This is a genomic window from Paractinoplanes ovalisporus, from assembly GCF_016834655.1.
GTDB lineage: Bacteria > Actinomycetota > Actinomycetes > Mycobacteriales > Micromonosporaceae > Actinoplanes > Actinoplanes ovalisporus.
Map to the genome: position 1 here is coordinate 276,804 of NZ_JAENHP010000009.1, position 16,877 is coordinate 293,680.

The 16,877-nt window shown below is 69.9% G+C and carries 14 protein-coding genes; 8 read left to right on the forward strand and 6 right to left on the reverse strand.

Annotated elements, in window-relative coordinates; all coding sequences use genetic code 11:
• Positions 1-19: 19 nt before the first annotated feature.
• Together JIG36_RS27245 and JIG36_RS27250 are read right to left on the reverse strand one after the other, a co-directional pair.
• Entirely contained in the window at positions 20-388 is a 369-nt protein-coding gene (locus JIG36_RS27245; protein WP_203379228.1) for a hypothetical protein, read from the reverse strand.
• On the reverse strand, positions 385-2,061 hold the full coding sequence (locus tag JIG36_RS27250; RefSeq protein WP_203379229.1) for a PspC domain-containing protein: 1,677 nt from the start codon (positions 2,059-2,061) through the stop codon (positions 385-387). The genes JIG36_RS27245 and JIG36_RS27250 overlap by 4 nt, the downstream gene beginning before the upstream one ends.
• A 153-nt stretch (positions 2,062-2,214) precedes the next feature.
• Between JIG36_RS27250 and JIG36_RS27255 the strand changes: the two genes are divergently transcribed.
• From JIG36_RS27255 to JIG36_RS27285, 7 genes are all read left to right on the forward strand, one after another.
• Positions 2,215-3,471, forward strand: coding sequence for a PspC domain-containing protein (locus JIG36_RS27255; protein ID WP_438870765.1), 1,257 nt, complete (start codon positions 2,215-2,217; stop codon positions 3,469-3,471).
• Entirely contained in the window at positions 3,468-4,136 is a 669-nt protein-coding gene (locus JIG36_RS27260; protein WP_203379231.1) for a response regulator, read from the forward strand. The genes JIG36_RS27255 and JIG36_RS27260 overlap by 4 nt, the downstream gene beginning before the upstream one ends.
• A gap of 216 nt (positions 4,137-4,352) precedes the next feature.
• Positions 4,353-5,987, forward strand: coding sequence for a peptide ABC transporter substrate-binding protein (locus JIG36_RS27265; RefSeq protein ID WP_203379232.1), 1,635 nt, complete (start codon positions 4,353-4,355; stop codon positions 5,985-5,987).
• A gap of 107 nt (positions 5,988-6,094) precedes the next feature.
• Complete coding sequence (locus JIG36_RS27270; RefSeq protein ID WP_203379233.1) at positions 6,095-7,021, forward strand: ABC transporter permease; 927 nt, start codon at positions 6,095-6,097, stop codon at positions 7,019-7,021.
• Entirely contained in the window at positions 7,014-7,925 is a 912-nt protein-coding gene (locus tag JIG36_RS27275; RefSeq protein ID WP_203379234.1) for an ABC transporter permease, read from the forward strand. Before JIG36_RS27270 ends, JIG36_RS27275 begins: the two co-directional genes overlap by 8 nt.
• Positions 7,926-7,932: 7 nt before the next feature.
• A complete protein-coding gene (locus JIG36_RS27280; RefSeq protein WP_203379235.1) occupies positions 7,933-8,961 on the forward strand; it encodes an ABC transporter ATP-binding protein in 1,029 nt (342 codons plus the stop codon).
• Positions 8,954-9,937, forward strand: coding sequence for an ABC transporter ATP-binding protein (locus JIG36_RS27285; protein WP_203379236.1), 984 nt, complete (start codon positions 8,954-8,956; stop codon positions 9,935-9,937). The genes JIG36_RS27280 and JIG36_RS27285 overlap by 8 nt, the downstream gene beginning before the upstream one ends.
• 27 nt (positions 9,938-9,964) lie before the next feature.
• Here the strand turns inward: JIG36_RS27285 and JIG36_RS27290 are convergent, their stop codons facing one another.
• Both JIG36_RS27290 and JIG36_RS27295 read right to left on the reverse strand, forming a co-directional pair.
• Positions 9,965-10,255: a chorismate mutase gene (locus tag JIG36_RS27290; RefSeq protein ID WP_203379237.1), complete on the reverse strand. Its 291-nt coding sequence runs from the start codon at positions 10,253-10,255 to the stop codon at positions 9,965-9,967.
• A gap of 228 nt (positions 10,256-10,483) precedes the next feature.
• Positions 10,484-12,343, reverse strand: a complete 1,860-nt coding sequence (locus JIG36_RS27295; protein WP_203379238.1) for a bifunctional metallophosphatase/5'-nucleotidase — start codon at positions 12,341-12,343, stop codon at positions 10,484-10,486.
• A 168-nt stretch (positions 12,344-12,511) separates the two neighbouring features.
• On the opposite strand from JIG36_RS27295, the gene pcrA reads away from it, so the two are divergent.
• Positions 12,512-14,926: a DNA helicase PcrA gene (gene pcrA, locus JIG36_RS27300; protein ID WP_203379239.1), complete on the forward strand. Its 2,415-nt coding sequence runs from the start codon at positions 12,512-12,514 to the stop codon at positions 14,924-14,926.
• On the opposite strand, the gene JIG36_RS27305 is transcribed toward pcrA, so the two are convergent.
• Both JIG36_RS27305 and JIG36_RS27310 read right to left on the reverse strand, forming a co-directional pair.
• Complete coding sequence (locus JIG36_RS27305; RefSeq protein WP_307872929.1) at positions 14,923-15,684, reverse strand: M23 family metallopeptidase; 762 nt, start codon at positions 15,682-15,684, stop codon at positions 14,923-14,925. The genes pcrA and JIG36_RS27305 overlap by 4 nt on opposite strands.
• 156 nt (positions 15,685-15,840) lie before the next feature.
• Positions 15,841-16,575 (reverse strand): M23 family metallopeptidase, encoded by a 735-nt coding sequence (locus JIG36_RS27310; RefSeq protein WP_203379240.1) that lies wholly within the window; start codon positions 16,573-16,575, stop codon positions 15,841-15,843.
• Between the last annotated feature and the right edge of the window lie 302 nt (positions 16,576-16,877).

Consider the following 16,877-nt stretch of genomic DNA (forward strand, 5'->3'; position numbering starts at 1 on the left):
GCATATTGCGCGGACCTGATCACTCCCTGCGCGGCTGCTCCGGTTTGAGCTCAGGGTTCTCCTTGGTGATCCGATCGACCGTCTCGTCCATCAGTTCCCGGACGATCGAGGCGTGCACCTCGGGGGTCAGATCACCGGGCAGCTCCGGCCCCTCGGGCTGCGGGGCCACGGCCGGCGCGGGCTTCTGCTCGGTCACCGCGGCCGACCGGGCCGAGCGCAGCGCGCCGAGCAGGCCGATCACACCGAAGAGGATCAGGCCGCCGGCGACCAGCCAGCCCACGGCGGGCAGGTGGATGGTGACGACCCGGGAGACCGCCCACCAGATCGCGACGAGCAGGAAGAGCACGCCGAAGCTGAGCGAGACGCCGTCCATGCGGTGCGGCTTCATCGGATGACCTCCACGTTGCCCGTGTCCATCTGCAGGTCCAGCTTGAGGGTGCCACCACCGGTGGTGCCGTCCCGCCCGAGGTCGGTCAGGCTCTGCCCGTCGACCTCACGGTCCTGGAACTCCTTGCCGAAGACCACGGCCCGGCCGTTGTCGACGTGCAGCAGCGCGGTGGTGTCGACGTTCTCTGGCAGCAGCACCCGGATCTGGCCGAACTTCATGGTCACCACGATGTTCTGCGTCTGCCCGGCGAAGTCGACCTGGCGCAGGTCGAGGGTGGCGTTGCCGGCGGTGAAGTCGTAGCGGTCGGCGACCGCGGCCACCGAGGCCGGACGGTAGGTGCTGTTGCCCACCTCGCCGCCCCAGCGCTCGGTGCCGGTCGAGACCAGCAGGCCGAACGAGAGCAGGATGCCGAGCGCGATCAGCCCGCGGGCCCGGCCGAACCAGGCGCCGACGACGAGACCGAGCGCGACGGTGATCAGGGCGGCCGCGAAGTAGACGGAGACGGCGACGCTCGCCCCGGCCATGTCGATCGCGGCCAGCACGCCGATCACCATGATCACCGCGAAGAAGGTGAGCCGGCCCAGCTTGGAACGCTCCCGCTTCTGCTTCGGCGGCTTGGGCGGCCGCGGCGCGACCGGGGGCGCCGGCGGCGCGGGCGGGTAGGTGACCGGGGTCGGCCGGGCGTACGGGCCGTGCGGGGCGAACGGCGGCCGGTAACCGCTGGCAGGCGGCGCGTACGGCGGCGGGGGAGGAGGAGCCTGCGGAGCCGTCGTGGCCGGCGGGACTACCGGCTGGGTGGGCGGTGCGGCCGCGGGCGCCGGACCGGTCGAGGCGAACTGTGCCGTCTTCTCGAAGGCGCTCGGCTCGAACGGGCCGGGAGGCGGCGGCGCCGGCTGGCCCGGAGGAAATGGCGCGGACGGCTGGTGCTGCTGGGAACCGCTGCGCTTGATGAGCAGCACCGCGCCCAGGATGACCGCGCAGGCCAGCAGGCTGGCGCGCATGCCGTCCTGCACGATGAAGGCGAACGAGAGGACGGCTGCGCCGCCGAGCAGGATCACCGAGGCCGGCGCCATGCCGGAACGGCCCTTGCCGAGCAGCGACTCGATCGGCGATGCGGTGTCGCCCTCGGCCGGCATGACCAGCCAGCCGATGAGATAGAGCAGCACACCGACACCGCTGAGCACACCGAGCACGGCGAACAGCACGCGCCACAGCACCGGGTCGGTGTTCGTGGCCCGGGCAACGGCGCCGCAGACACCGGCCAGATAGCGGCCCTGGCGGGGGCGCACCAGCTTGTCGCGGGAGAAGGAGTCACGCGAGAAGGTGGGACCCTGGCCCTCGCCGAACCCGCCGGTGGGCGGGAACCACGGCGGCGGGTTGCCCGCACCACCCGGCTCGGTGGCCGGGCCGGGTTCGGTGGCCGGGCCGGGTTCGGTGGCCGGGCCGGGTTCGGTGGCCGGGCCGGGTTCGGTGGCCGGGCCGGGTTCGGTGGCCGGGCCGGGCTCCGTGGACGGGCCGGGCTCCGTGGACGGGCCGGGCTCGGTCGGAGGAAGGTCGTCGGGGACGGCGCCGGCCCGCAGGTCCGCGGTCACAGGCTCGTCGGCGGCGGTGGACGCCGGCACGTCCTGCGGCGGACGGGAGGGGCCCCGCGATTCGGCAGCTTCGTCGGTCATGACAACGATCCTCGTCCGCCGGGCACCCGAGCCGCTTCCGGCACCGACCCTGAGGCCACCCTGAGATCCTGAGGTACGGATACCGGGGGTTGTTCCCCGTGGTCCGGGCCGCCGGAACGTGTGACGATCGGGGTACACAACCGAGGAGGAGCCATCACCGCCGCCGCCAACCCGCCCACGCGACGCCTTTACCGGCCGCGCGACCACCGCATCATCGCGGGCGTCGCGACCGGCCTGGCGCAGCATCTGGGCGTTCCCGTGCTGGTCGTGCGCATCGCGCTGGTGGTGCTGCTCGGCTTCAACGGCCTCGGTCTCCTGCTCTATGCCGCGTTCTGGGCGGTGCTCCCGCAGCAGGTCGTCACGGCCGACCCGCCCCAGCGCCGCGACCTGGCCATGCTGCTCCCGTTCGGGGCGATCGGCCTCGGCGTCGTGCTGCTGCAGGCGCTGGTCTTCCAGGACAACGTCGCCGGAACCGCCGGCTGGCTGATCGCGGTGGTCGCGGTCGGCGCCGGCATCATCTGGCACCAGTCCGACCCCAGCCGCCGCCACCTGGGCGGGGCGGTGCCCCAGCAGCCGTGGCTGGCCGCCGTGGTGGCCGAGAGTGACCGCCGCTTCTTCCTGTTCCGGTTCATCGGCGGCGGGGTGCTGGTCGCCACCGGCATCATCGGCGTCGTCGCGGTCTACGCCCCGGCCGGCAGCCTGACCGCGGTGGTCAACGGCGTCATCTTCGCGCTGGTCGGCCTGCTCGGTGTCGGCGTGGTGGCCGCGCCCCTGCTGTGGCGCATGTTCAACCAGCTGCGGGCCGAGCGTGAGGGCCGCATCCGCGAGCAGGAGAGGGCCGAGCTCGCCGCCATGATCCACGACCAGGTGCTGCACACGCTGGCCCTGATCCAGCGCAACTCGGCCGACATCAAAGAGGTGCAGCGGCTGGCCCGGGGTCAGGAACGCAGCCTGCGCAACTGGCTCTACAAGCCGTCGGCCTCGCCGACCGAACGCTTCGCGGCCGCGCTCGAGCAGGCCGCGGCCGAGGTCGAGGACACGTACGCGATCAGCGTCGAGACGGTCGTGGTGGGCGACACCGAGTGCGACGAGCGGGTCGCGGCCCTGGTCGCGGCCGCCCGCGAGGCGCTGGTCAACGCAGCCCGCCACGCGGGAGTGCAGACGGTGTCGCTCTATGCCGAGGTCGAGGAGAACGAGTTGAGCGTCTTCGTGCGCGACCGGGGCGCCGGCTTCGACCTGGCCGGGGTACAGGAGTCGCGGCACGGCGTGCGAGGCTCCATCATCGGGCGCATGCAGCGCCACGGTGGCAAGGCGGAGATCCGCAGCGCCCCCGGCGACGGGACAGAGGTCCGGCTGACCATGTCCCCGTCGCGGGAGAGCGTGGCGGCCGGAAAGGAGGCGGCACGATGACCGACACCGAGGACACCACGACCGACCGGCGGCTCACCGTCTTCCTGGTCGACGACCACGCCATGTTCCGGGCCGGCGTCCGGGCCGAGCTGGGCGCGCACGTCGAGGTGGTGGGTGAGGCCAGCTCGGTGGCCGAGGCGGTCAGCAAGATCACCGCCATCGAGCCCGACGTCGTGCTGCTCGACGTGCACATGCCCGACGGCGGCGGCCGTGCGGTGCTCGACGCCATGCGGCGCAGCCACCCCCACGTACGCTTCCTCGCGCTCTCGGTCTCCGACGCCGCCGAAGACGTCATCGGCCTGATCCGGGCCGGCGCCCGGGGCTACGTGACCAAGACCATCTCGCCCGACGAGCTGGCGGCCGCGATCCGCCGGGTGGCCGACGGGGACGCGGTGTTCAGCCCGCGGCTGGCCGGATTTGTGCTCGACGCGTTCGCCTCACGCCCCGACGTGCCGGTGGCCGACCCCGAGCTCGACCAGCTCACCAACCGCGAGCGCGAGGTGCTGCGGCTGCTCGCGCGCGGATATGCGTACAAAGAGATCGCGAAGGAACTGTTCATCTCGATCAAGACAGTCGAGACACATGTCTCGAACGTCCTTCGCAAGCTCCAAATGAGCAACCGTTACGAATTGTCACGATGGGCGGCTGATCGACGCCTCGTCTGATCGGCCGGAATCACGTCGCTGCGGTGGGTCGCCGATTGTGCACCCACCGGCGTTCTCCCAGTTCAGGGTCATAAAACGAGCCGAGGAAAAAGCCCTTCGGTAAGGGCTGACTAGTATCGGCTTGATAACGGGGCTCTGGCAGTCGTTGGCTCTGTGTCACAGTTGCTGGCGTCTCACACGACCCCCGTGAGCGCCCCTGAAGGAGGCACCCCCCACATGCCTGGGAAAAGCCCGTGGAAGGTGGCGGCCGCAGCGACCACCATCGTCCTGCTGGCGGCCGGTTGCAGCGGCAGTAGCTCGGAAGACACCGAGGTTCTGCCGAACAGCATCAGCATCGGCATCGCCGAGCCCTCGAGCCTGATCCCGTCCAACTCGATCGAGTCGAGTGGTTCTCAGGTGCTCGCGTCGCTGTTCTACCCGCTCGTGCGCTTCGACGCGAACAACGCGCCCTATCCGGTCGCGGCTCAGTCGATCACGAAGGACAAGACGAACCGGATCTGGACCGTACGGCTCAAGCCGGGCTTCACCTTCAGCAACGGCGAACCGGTCGTCGCGGACAACTACATCGACGCCTGGAACTACGGCGCCTACGGCCCGAACGGTCAGCTCGCGTCGTACTTCTACAGCCGCATCGACGGCTACGCCGATCTCCAGTCGAAGGACCCGGACGGCGACGGCCCCGAGAAGGCCTCCGATCCCAAGGCCACCAAGCTGCGCGGGCTCAAGAAGGTCAACAACCTGACCTTCACGGTGACGCTCACCGAGGGCTTCGTGAACTGGGACTCCGTGATGGGGTACGACTCCTTCTACCCGCTGCCCAAGGCCGCGTTCTCCGGCGACGGGGTGCTCAACAAGGACTTCGAGCAGGCGCCGATCGGCAACGGGCCGTTCAAGATGAAGGGCACCTGGTCGCACGACGAGAAGATCACCGTCGAGAAGGTGGCCGACTTCAAGGGCACGGTCCCCAAGGTCAACGGCATCACCTGGAAGATCTATCAGGACCTCGGCGCCCAGTACGCGGATCTGGTCGGCGGCAACCTCGACATCGAGACGAAGATCCCGATCGAGAACCTCGCCTCCGCCTCCGGTGACCTGGGTGCCCGCCTCGGTCGCACGCCCAGCTCCGCGTTCTCGTTCGTCGGCTTCCCGATGTACCTCGACAAGTACAAGAACCCGAACGTGCGCCGCGCCCTCTCCATGGCGATCAACCGGCAGGAGATGACCGACCAGGTCTTCCTCGGCTCCGAGACGCCGGCCACCTCGTTCGTCTCGCCGGTTCTGCAGGGCGCCAAGTCGACCAGCTGCGGCCAGTGGTGCGAATACAACCCGACCCGGGCCAAGCAGCTGTACTCCGCGGCGAACGGGCCGAAGGACATCAAGATCTCGTACAACATCGACGGCGGGCACAAGGCCTGGGTCGACGCGATGTGCAACCAGATCAAGGCGTCGCTGGCGATCAACTGCACCGGCGTGGGGCTGCCCAAGCTCAAGGACGTGCTCGACCGGGTGAAGGCGGGCGAGGACGTCGGTCTGATCCGTCTGGGCTGGACGATGGACTACCCGCTGATGGAGAGCTACCTCGGCCCGCTCTACACGAGCGACGGCTCCTCGAACTACTACGGCTACAAGAACAGCACGTTCGACAGCCTGGTGCGGCAGGGCTCGGCGGCCCTGACCAAGGCGGAGTCCGAGAAGCTCTGGATCGAGGCGGAGGCCCAGCTCGTACGGGACATGCCCGTGCTGCCGCTGCGGTTCGGCCAGAACGTCTTCGGCTACTCCGAGCGGGTCACCGACGTGACGATGGACCTCTACCAGAAGGTCGACATCTACTCGGTCGACATCGCCGGCTAGTTGAATTTTTGACCGCTCGAACAGTGGTGGCGCCACGGTTGAGGTGAAACCGTGGCGCCACCGCTTTCTGATCGTCCTCGTGCCCCTCGCCCAAAAGGCTTCACCACATGTTCCGCTATATCGTGCGGCGCCTGCTCCAGATGGTCCTCACCTTCTTCGGAGCGACGTTCGTCGTCCACGCGCTGATGTTCGCGTACGTCGACGACCCCTTTCAGGCGCTGGTCGGTGACCGCCCCCTCACCGACAGCCAGCGGACGGCGCTCAACGCCCGCTACCACCTCGACGAAGGTTTCTTCGCCCAGTACTGGCACTACCTCAAGGGCCTGCTCACCGGCGATTTCGGCCAGTCGCTGACCGGCCGCCCGATCGGCGACATGCTGGCCCAGGCCTGGCCGGTGACCATCCGGCTGGCGCTGCTGGCGATCGTCATCGCGGCCGTGATCGCCATCGGGGCCGGGGTGCTCTCCGGCATCCGGCGGGGCGGCGCGTTCGACACCGTCACCCTGGTGCTGACGCTCATCGTGCTCTCCATGCCGATCGTGGTGCTGGCCCCGCTGGCCCAGCTCATCTTCGGCATTCAGCTGGGCTGGTTCCCGCCCACCGCCGGCCGCGACGCCAACCTCTACCAGCTGCTGCTGCCCGCCCTGGTGCTGGGCAGCCTGGTGATCGCGACCGAGTTGCGGGTGACCCGCACGTCGGTCGCGGAGAACCTGCGAGCGGACTACGTGCGTACGGCCCGGGCCAAGGGTCTGGCGCCCCGGCGCGTGATCGGCGTGCACGTGCTGCGCAACTCGCTGATCCCGGTGATCACCCTGATCGGGGTGGACATCGGCGTGCTGATGTCGGGCGCGATCGTGACCGAGGGCGTGTTCAACATCCCCGGTGTCGGCTTCAACCTCTTCCGCGGCGTACGCACCGAGGACGGCCCGGTCGTCGTCGGCTTCGTCAGCATCCTGGTGATCGTCTTCCTGGTGGTCAACCTGATCGTCGACCTGCTGTACGCCGCCCTCGATCCGAGGATCCGCTATGAGTGACCTCAACGCCGTGACGACGGCCGAGGCCCCCGCGACCGATGCCGGCAAGCCGCGCGGCCTGGCCGGCGACGCCTGGCTCGATCTGCGCTCCCGCAAGGTCTTCTGGATCGCCGCCGCGCTGGTCGTGGTCGTCCTGCTGATGGCGGCCTGGCCGTCGCTGTTCACCTCGGCCGACCCGGGCGACTGCCTGCTGGCGCGCAAGAACGCCGGAGCCTCCGGCGGGGCGATCTTCGGGTACGACTTCCAGGGCTGCGACGTCTATGCCAAGACCGTGTACGGGGCCCGCGACTCCGTCGTCGTCGCCATCGCGGCCACCCTGATCGCCGGCGTGATCGGCCTGTTCGTCGGGCTCGCGGCCGGCTATGCCGGAGGCTGGATCGACGCCCTGCTGTCCCGCTTCATCGACGTGATGCTCGGCGTGCCGTTCCTGCTCGGCGCGATCGTGCTGGCCAAGCGCCTGTCGTCCGACCCGGAGAGCAACGGGGTGGTCGCCGTCATCCTCACGCTCGGGGTGCTGGGCTGGACGGCGGCCGCCCGCGTGATGCGGTCGGCCGTGATCTCGGCGAAGAACCAGGACTACGTCGCCGCGGCCCGGATGCTCGGCGCGGGCCCGGGCCGGCTGATGTTCCGGCACATCCTGCCCAACTCGATCAGCCCGTTCATCGTGGTGCTGACGATCCTGCTCGGCGTCAACATCGCCGGCGAGGCCACGCTGTCCTACCTCGGTGTCGGGCTCAAGGGCGACGCCGTGAGCTGGGGTCTGGCCATCGCCGAGACCGGCCCTTACGCGCGTACCGCGGCCGCCCCGCTGGTGTGGCCGTCCGTGTTCCTGGCGGCCACCGTGCTCGCCTTCATCATGCTCGGCGACGCCGTCCGCGACGCCTTCGACCCGAAACTGCGGTGAGGCGCCGATGACCGACATCACGGCTCAGATGGACGCTGTTCCCGGCATCGACCCACGGGCGCCGTTGCTCGACGTCCGCGACCTCCGGGTGGAATTCCGTACGAGGGAAGGGGTGGCCCGCGCGGTCAACGGCGTCACCCTGCGGCTGCACCCGGGCGAGACACTCGCCGTGCTCGGCGAGTCGGGCTGCGGCAAATCGGTGACGGCCCAGGCGATCATGGGCATTCTCGACACCCCGCCCGCGCACGTGACCGGCGGCCAGGTGCTCTACCGGGGCGTCGACCTGCTGCGCTTGCCCGAGAACGACCGGCGCAAGGTGCGCGCCAACCGCATCGCGATGATCTTCCAGGACGCCCTGAGCGCCCTGAACCCGGTCTACACCGTCGGGTTCCAGCTCGGCGAGCTGTTCCGGGTGCACCGCGGCATGTCCCGGGGCGATGCCAAACGCCGCGCGGTCGAACTGCTCGACCAGGTCCGCATCCCCGACGCGAAACGGCGGGTCAACGACTACCCGCACGAGTTCTCCGGCGGCATGCGGCAGCGCGTCATGATCGCGATGGCGCTCGCGCTCGACCCCGAGGTGCTGATCGCCGACGAGCCCACCACCGCCCTCGACGTGACCGTGCAGGCCCAGATCATGGGGCTGCTGGCCGAGCTGCAGCGCGAGCGCAACATGGGCCTGATGCTGATCACGCACGACATGGGCGTGGTGGCCGACGTCGCCGACCGGATCGCCGTCATGTACGCCGGCCAGGTCGTCGAGGAGGCGCCGGTCTACGACATCTACGCGCGCCCGGCCCACGCCTACACCAAGGCCCTGCTCGAATCGATCCCGCGCCTCGACCTCAAGGGGCGGCAGCTGAACGTGATCCGGGGGCTGCCACCGGCCCTCACCGACATCCCGCGCGGCTGCGCCTTCCACCCCCGATGCGCGTACGCCCGGGAGATCTGCGGCATCGAACCGCCACCGGCCTATCAGATCGCGCCGCAGCGGATCGCCAGCTGCCACTTCGTCCGGGAGGTCCTCGGTGTCTGACGTCGTGCTCGAGACCCGCGGGCTGGTCAAACACTTCAAGACCCGGGCCGGGGCCGTGCGGGCGGTCGACGGGGTCGACCTGCAACTGCGCCGGGGCGAGACCCTCGGCGTCGTCGGGGAGTCCGGTTGCGGCAAGTCGACGCTGGCCAAGCTGCTCGTCGGGCTGGAGAAGCCGTCCGGCGGCGAGATCCGGGTGCGCGGCGACAACATGGCCCGGCTGCGAGGCAGCAGCCTGCGCCGGGCGCGCCGCAACATCCAGATGGTCATGCAGGACCCGTACACGTCGCTCAACCCGCGCATGACGGTCGGCGACATCATCGGTGAGCCGTACGACATCCACCCCGACGCCGTGCCGCAGCACGGCAAGCAGCGGGCCGTGCAGGAACTGCTCGACCTGGTCGGGCTCAACCCCGACCACATCAACCGCTACCCGCACCAGTTCTCCGGCGGCCAGCGCCAGCGCATCGGCATCGCCCGCGCCCTCGCCCTGCGCCCCGAGATCATCGTCTGCGACGAGCCGGTGTCGGCCCTCGACGTGTCGATCCAGGCTCAGGTGATCAACCTGCTGGAGGGCCTGCAGCGCCGGCTCGGCCTCTCCTACGTCTTCATCGCCCACGACCTGTCGGTGGTGCGCCACATCTCCGACCGGGTCGCCGTGATGTATCTCGGAAAGATCGTCGAGTACGGCAACCAGGTGGCGATCTATGACCAGCCCACCCACCCCTACACGCAGGCGCTGCTCTCGGCCGTACCCGTCCCCGACCCGCGCCTGCGCGGCCGCCGCGACCACATCATGCTCTCCGGCGACGTGCCGTCACCGGCCGATCCGCCGTCGGGGTGCCGCTTCCGCACGCGCTGCTGGAAGGCCCAGCCCGGCTGCGCCGAACACGAGCCTCTGCTGCAGATCCGCGAGCGCTCACCGCACCCGAGCGCCTGCCACTTCGCCGAGATCCGCGACGTCATGCGCCGCTTCTGACGCCCTGGAGGGCCGTGACGCGACGCCTCAGAGAGGACCGCGGCCGGCTCGGAGGATCATCAGGGCGACCTGGGCTCCGTCGGGACCCATGGCCTGGCGGAAACGCTCGACGATCTCGCGCTCGCGGGAGAGGACCAGGCGGGTGCCGCCGCTGGCCATGCGGGTCTTGCCGACCGTCTGGGAGAGGCGGGCCCGCTCCTGCCAGAGGTCGATGATCTGCTGATCGATCTCGTCGATCCGTTCGCGCATGGCGCGGATCTCGTCGGCGGCCAGCGGCTCGCCCGCGCCGGTGTTCTGGTCCATCAGATCGGCGGTCATGTCGTGCTCCTCGGGTGCTTGCGCCCCGGTCGACCCGGCCCGGGCAGCATCAAGCCCCGGGCGGTGAAGCCCGGGGCTCGATGTAGGTCTGTCGTTCAGACGCCTACGGCAGCCGGACTCCCGGTGCCATAAAAAAATCGCGTCTGCTGGATCACGGAGCCGAGTATGCCCCCGTCACGAGCGGCTCCGCAAGGAAACCGCCCGATCCGTGGGACGACAGCACCGACGTCAGGCGACGGTGGTGATGCGGTTGGCCGGGCCGGGCGCGACCGGCTCGCCGGCGCCCAGGTAGGCCACCAGCGCGTCGACGTCGAAGCCCGGAGCCGTCGTACGGCCGGTGCCCGCGGTCAGAGACGTGAAGCCGTCGCCGCCGTTGGCCAGGAAGTCGTTCGTCGTCACCTTGTAGGAGGCGGCCGGGTCGATCGGCGTCCCGTTCAGGGCCAGGTTCGAGATCTTGGAGCCGAGGGCGGCCGAGGCGCTCCACGTGTACGTGAAGCCGTTCGACACCTGCAGGATCTTGGTCGTGGTCTGGCCGTTGAAGCCGGCGAACTGCTGCTCCAGCACCGCCTTGATCTGCGCGCCGGTGAAGGTCTGGGTGACCACGAGGTTGTTGAAGGGCTGAACCGTGAAGGCTTCCCCGTACGTCACCTCGCCGTTCGCTTCCCCGCCGGAGGAGGCCTCGGCGTCGAAGTCGGCCCGGATGCCGCCCGGGTTCATCAGCGCGATCTGGGCGCCGTCGCCGGTCGTGCGGGCCAGCTGGGCGTCGGCGATCACGTCACCGAGCGGCGTCTCCCCGGCCGGCGTCGCGGTGCGGGTGATGTCGGCGGTGATGCGGCCCACCACCCGGTTGGCGATCGGGGCCACCGCCGTACGGTATTTGTCGGCGATCTTCTTGGCCCCCGCGTCGACCGTGGCCGGGTTCTTGAGGTAGACCCCGTTGGCGTCGCGCTGCCAGCCGCCGTTGCCGTCCGGCACGCCGTTCTCGACGATCACGTTCTTCGCGGTGACCTGGGCGAACCGGCCCGTGCGGCAGTCGACCGACCAGTCGATGTCGGTGATCAGCTGGCCGTTGGTGCCGGCGCTGGTGACCACCGCGGTGCCGCCCTTGGTGGGCAGCTTGCACGTGTAGAACCGGTGGGTGTGACCCGAGACGACCAGACCGAACTCGGGGTTGAGGCCGGCCACGATCGGCACGATCGGGCCGCTGAAGCCGGTGCAGTCCGATACGCCCGGGGTCGGCGTGGCCGTGGCCTGCGAGCCGCCCTCGTGCACGAGCAGCACCTGGGCCTTCACACCGAACAGCTTGAGCAGGTTGCCCCACTTGTTGGCGGTCTCGACCTCGTCGGTGAAGTGCACGTTCTTGATGCCGGCGGGGTTGACGATGCCGGGGGTGCCCTCGAGCGTCATGCCGACGAAGCCGACCGGGACACCGTTGATCAGCTTGATGTCGATGGGCGGCAGGATCGGCAGCTTGGTGCGGTTGTCGATCGTGTTGGCGGCCAGATAGGTGAACTTGGCGCCCTTGAAGCCGTCGCCGTCCTGGCAGCCGTCGGTCGGGTGGCAGCCGCCGCGCTGCAGGCGGATCAGCTCGTCGACACCCTCGTCGAACTCGTGGTTGCCGACCGAGCTCACCTGCAGCCCGATCTGGTTCATCAGCTCGATGGTCGGCTCGTCGTGGAACGCGGCGCTGACCAGCGGGGTCGCCCCGACGAGGTCGCCGGCGCCCACCGTGACGGTCTGGCGGCCCTCGGCCTTGGCCTCGGCGCGCAGCTTCTTGAGGTATGTGGCGAGGTATTCCACCCCGCCCGCGGGCGTCGAGGTGCCGGAGGCGTTGACCACCGCGCCGCTCCCGCTCGGCGGGTCGATCGCGCCGTGGAAGTCGTTGTAGCTCAGGAACTGGCCCTTGACGGTGGCGCCCTGGGGCAGCCCGGCGTTCACGCTGACGGGCTGGAACTCGGGCGGTGGCGCGGCGGCCGCGGGCGTGTCGGCGGCGGGGGCCAGGGGCAGCGCCGCGACGACGGCCAGGGCCAGGGCCGGGGCCGCGAGGTGGCGCAGCCCGGCCCGGCCGCGAAGACGGGGACGGTCCATTTTGTTCGGTCTCCCAGTCGGACGAAGGATCGACGATGGTCAGGCAACTCCGACAGCCTCGTGTATCGAAGCTGGTGAGCGCTACTACCTGTGGATAAACAAGTCGCATCGATGGCACACGGCGAGGGCGAATTCTTGTCGGGGGGTCGGCATAGACTTCACCCCGCGATGCGACCTTCTTCTGAAACCCCCGACGGCGCCCTGTTCGCCATGCCCGCCACCCGCGCTCCCGAGCAGGCCCGGCCCAAACGCGGGCTCGACCCGGAGTCCCTGCTCACGGGGCTCAACGGGCCCCAGCGTGACGCCGTCACCCACGCCGGTTCGCCGCTGCTCATCGTGGCCGGCGCCGGCTCCGGCAAGACCCGGGTGCTGACCCATCGCATCGCCTATCTGCTCGCCGAGCGCGACGTCCACCCCGGCCAGATCATCGCGATCACGTTCACCAACAAGGCCGCCGGTGAGATGAAGGAGCGGGTGGCCCAGCTCGTCGGCCCGCGCGCCCGGCTCATGTGGGTGTCGACGTTCCACTCGGCGTGCGTGCGCATCCTGCGCGCCGAACACGAGCACGCCGGCCTCAAGAGCTCGTTCTCGATCTACGACGCCGACGACTCGCGCCGTCTCATGACGCTGGTGATCCGCGAGCTCGACCTCGACCCCAAGCGCTACTCGGCGCGCGGCCTGACGGCCCAGGTGTCCAACCTGAAGAACGAGCTGGTCGAGCCCGAGGAGTTCAAGGAGAAGGCCAAGGGGCCGGCCGAGCGGGCGGTCGCCGAGGCCTACGAGCTCTATCAGCGCCGCCTCCGGGAGGCGCACGCGCTCGACTTCGACGACATCATCATGACCACGGTCCACCTGTTCCAGTCGCATCCCCACGTCGCCGAGACCTATCGTCGCCGCTTCCGCCACGTGATGGTCGACGAATACCAGGACACCAACCACGCGCAGTACATGCTGGTGAAAGAGCTGGTGGGTGAGAAGGGTGGGGAGGTCGAACCCGCTGAGCTGTGCGTGGTGGGTGACGCCGACCAGTCGATCTACGCGTTCCGCGGCGCCACGATCCGCAACATCCTCGAGTTCGAGCGCGACTACCCCGACGCCCGCACGATCCTGCTCGAGCAGAACTACCGCTCCACCCAGACCATCCTGTCGGCGGCCAACGCGGTGATCGACCGCAACACGTCGCGCAAGCCCAAGCGGCTCTGGAGCGACCAGGGCGCCGGCGAGCAGATCGTGGGTTATGTCGCCGACACCGAACACGCCGAGGCCGACTGGGTCGCCCGCGAGATCGACCGCCTGGGTGACCGCGAGGGCGTGCGCCCCGGTGACGTGGCCGTGTTCTACCGCACCAACGCGCAGTCCCGTGTCTTCGAAGAGGTGTTCATCCGGGTCGGCCTGCCCTACAAGGTGGTCGGCGGCGTCCGGTTCTACGAGCGCAAAGAGGTCCGCGACGCGCTGGCCTACCTGCGGGCCGTCGTGAACGACGACGACACGGTGAGCATCCGTCGTGTGCTCAACACGCCCAAGCGCGGCATCGGCGACCGGGCCGAGGCCTGCGTCGAGGCGCTGAGCTCGCGCGACCGCATCTCGTTCGGCCAGGCCCTGCGCCACGCGAAGGACGCCCCCGGCATCGCCGCCCGCTCGGCCAACAGCATCGCCGACTTCGTGCAGCTGCTCGACGACCTGCGCGAGGCCGCGCAGAGCTCACCGCCCGAAGAGGTGCTGGAGCTGGCGTTGCAGCGTTCCGGCCTGCTCTCCGAGCTGGAAGAGAGCCTCGACCCGCAAGACCAGGGCCGCGTCGAGAACCTGCAGGAACTGGTGAGCGTCGCCCGCGAATACACCGAACGGGTCGAGGCCCAGGCCGACGAGGACGACGAGGCGCCCGCCGCCACCCTGGCCGGTTTCCTCGAGCAGGTCGCGCTCGTGGCCGACGCCGACCAGCTGCCCGACGACGACCCCGACCACCAGGGCGTGGTCACGCTGATGACGCTGCACACGGCCAAGGGCCTGGAGTTCCCGGTCGTCTTCCTGACCGGCCTCGAAGACGGCGTCTTCCCGCACACCCGCGCGCTCGGCGACAACAACGAGCTCGAAGAGGAACGCCGGCTGGCCTACGTGGGCATCACCCGCGCGCGGCAGCGGCTCTATCTTTCCCGCGCGGTCACCCGGGGCGCGTGGGGCCAGCCGCAATACAACCCGCCGTCCCGCTTCACCGACGAGCTGCCGCCCGAGCTGATCCGCTGGGAGCGCACGGCCGGCAACTACACCTCATGGTCGGGCACGGGCGGCGGCGTGGGTGGTCGCGGCGGGGGAGACCGTTTCCGCGGCGGGGGTTTCGCGGGCGGCACCCCCAAGGCCCAGCAGCTGGCGAGCCGCCTCGGCATCGACGCCAGCCGGTTGTCGACGGCCAGCGAGCTGCCCCAGACGCCCAAGGTGTCGGCCGGCGACCGGGTCAACCACCAGCGTTACGGCCTGGGCCGCGTGGTCACCGTCGAGGGCCAGGGCCCCGGCGCGCGCGCCCAGATCGACTTCGGCGACCAGGTGATGTGGCTGATCCTGCGCCACGCCCCGATCGAGAAGATCTAGGCGGTCGCGCAGCCGTTCAGCGTGACGCCGTGCTCGTGCAGCCAGCGCACCGGCTCGATCGGGTTCTTGTAGAAGCCCTCGTGCACCTCGAAGTGCAGGTGCGGCCCGGTGGAGTGGCCGGTCGACCCCTCGTCGCCGATCTGCTCGCCGGCCTCGACCCGCTGACCCTCGTGCACGGCGATCGCCGACATGTGGCCGTAGTGGGTGAGGTAGCCGTTGCCGTGGTCGATCAGCACCGCGTTGCCGTAGCCCTGGGCCGCGCCCGCCCGCACGACGACACCGGCGCCCGCGGCGAGGATCGGGGAACCGTCCGGCCCGGCGATGTCCACGCCCGCGTGCAGCCGTCCCCAGCGCGGTCCGAAGCACGACGTGACACTGCCCGAGGGGTTCGGGTTCACCCAGGCGGTGGTGGCCTTCGGCGCGGCCTCGACGACCACGCGCGGCTTGAACTTGCGGCGCGCGACGGTGGCCTGTCCCTCGGAGGGAGGGCTCCACGGGCCCACGTCGACCGTGGCCGCACCCGGCTCGGGCGCCGAGAAGGCCTCGACCGGGGCGAAATCGGCGACCGGGGTGGCCTGCTCCTCGGAGGCGGCCGCGGCCGTGCCACCGGCCACGCCGGTGACGAGCGCGGTGCTCAGGGCGGCGGTCAGCAGCACGGTGCGGGCCCGGTCACTGGTCAGAACGCCCGGCGCGCGGTGACGACGGACCTGGCCCCGGCGGTGCCGCCCGACGGAACTGGTCTCGGCTCGAAGCGCCACGCGGAACGACCTCCCAGGCAGAACGGATCACCGACATCTGCCTGTCGGCCTGCCTGAAGGCTTTATGAGAAAGATCGGGGCCGGTTCACCCGAGTTGCAACCGTGGCCGTGTGCGGCGCCACAGGTTTACCCGCGCGCTGACGGGTATGAGAGAGGTCAGGACGCGGCGGCCATGTTGGCGTACACCGACTCGACCTGGAGCTTGATGTCGACGCCGTGCTGACGCAGCAGCGGGATCGGGTCGGTCGGGCTGCCGTCGACGTGCACCTCGAGGTGCAGGTGGGTGCCGTAGGAGGCGCCGGTGTTGCCGACCTGGCCGAGCACCTGGCCCGCCTTGACGACGTCGCCCTTCTTGACCAGAACCCGCCGGGCGTGCGCGTAGATGAACTCGCGGCCCTCGTCGTCCTTGATCGTGACCGAGTAGCCGTAGGCGCCGTAGTAGCCCGCCTGGGTGACCTCGCCGCCGTGCACCGCCTTGAACGGGACGCCCTCGGGAGCGGCCAGGTCGATGCCGGCGTGCAGCTTGTTCCAGCGGACGCCGAAGGCCGACGTGAAGTCGTAGTCCTCCAGGGGGAGGAGCCAGGCGTCGGCCTCGGCCTGTTCGGCGCTGACCTGGGTCTGGGCGGCGCCGCGGTTGTTGCTTCGCGAGGCGGCGTCGGTGCCCGCGTCGCGCTCGGCGATGGCCTCGTCGACGGACTGGACCGAACCCTGGGCGGTGAGCGCCTGTGGGTCGATCTGCTTCTGGTCCGGAAGGTTCGCGGCGCCGAGGGCGACAACGCCGGCTCCGGCGAAGGCCGCGGTGACGGCGACGGCGTAACGGCTGCGCGGAGGGGTGGGTACGCGGCGGCGGCCGCGATAACGATCGGGCTCAGACGACAAGCGCTGGCGCACGAACAACCCTCCGTCGGTGGCAAATCGGCGGTGGTCACGGGGCGAAATTCCGGGGATCCGAGACCGTTCCGAGCTGTCAGATCAGCGTTAACTGGTTGACAGCCGGGAGCCACGGTAACGAAATGGCCCCGGGGCCACAAGTCGCAGCGCCAAATCGCTGACACTTCCTGGTCCGCATTGCGCAGCGAATGTCCGAATTGGTCACCTTTCCTCGTGCAGTTGTTCGCGCACGCGGAGTAATGGCATGAAAAACAGATAGTGAGGTGACGCAGAATACATTTTTCGTCACCGCAGGTGATCAC

Excerpts from the sequence above, each read along its gene's own strand:
- JIG36_RS27245 (WP_203379228.1), bottom strand. The coding sequence starts at position 388 with ATGAAGCCGCACCGCATGGACGGCGTCTCGCTCAGCTTCGGCGTGCTC.
- JIG36_RS27250 (WP_203379229.1), bottom strand. The coding sequence starts at position 2,061 with ATGACCGACGAAGCTGCCGAATCGCGGGGCCCCTCCCGTCCGCCGCAG.
- JIG36_RS27260 (WP_203379231.1), top strand. The coding sequence starts at position 3,468 with ATGACCGACACCGAGGACACCACGACCGACCGGCGGCTCACCGTCTTC.
- JIG36_RS27265 (WP_203379232.1), top strand. The coding sequence starts at position 4,353 with ATGCCTGGGAAAAGCCCGTGGAAGGTGGCGGCCGCAGCGACCACCATC.
- JIG36_RS27270 (WP_203379233.1), top strand. The coding sequence starts at position 6,095 with ATGTTCCGCTATATCGTGCGGCGCCTGCTCCAGATGGTCCTCACCTTC.
- JIG36_RS27275 (WP_203379234.1), top strand. The coding sequence starts at position 7,014 with ATGAGTGACCTCAACGCCGTGACGACGGCCGAGGCCCCCGCGACCGAT.
- JIG36_RS27280 (WP_203379235.1), top strand. The coding sequence starts at position 7,933 with ATGACCGACATCACGGCTCAGATGGACGCTGTTCCCGGCATCGACCCA.
- JIG36_RS27290 (WP_203379237.1), bottom strand. The coding sequence starts at position 10,255 with ATGACCGCCGATCTGATGGACCAGAACACCGGCGCGGGCGAGCCGCTG.
- JIG36_RS27295 (WP_203379238.1), bottom strand. The coding sequence starts at position 12,343 with ATGGACCGTCCCCGTCTTCGCGGCCGGGCCGGGCTGCGCCACCTCGCG.
- pcrA (WP_203379239.1), top strand. The coding sequence starts at position 12,512 with ATGCGACCTTCTTCTGAAACCCCCGACGGCGCCCTGTTCGCCATGCCC.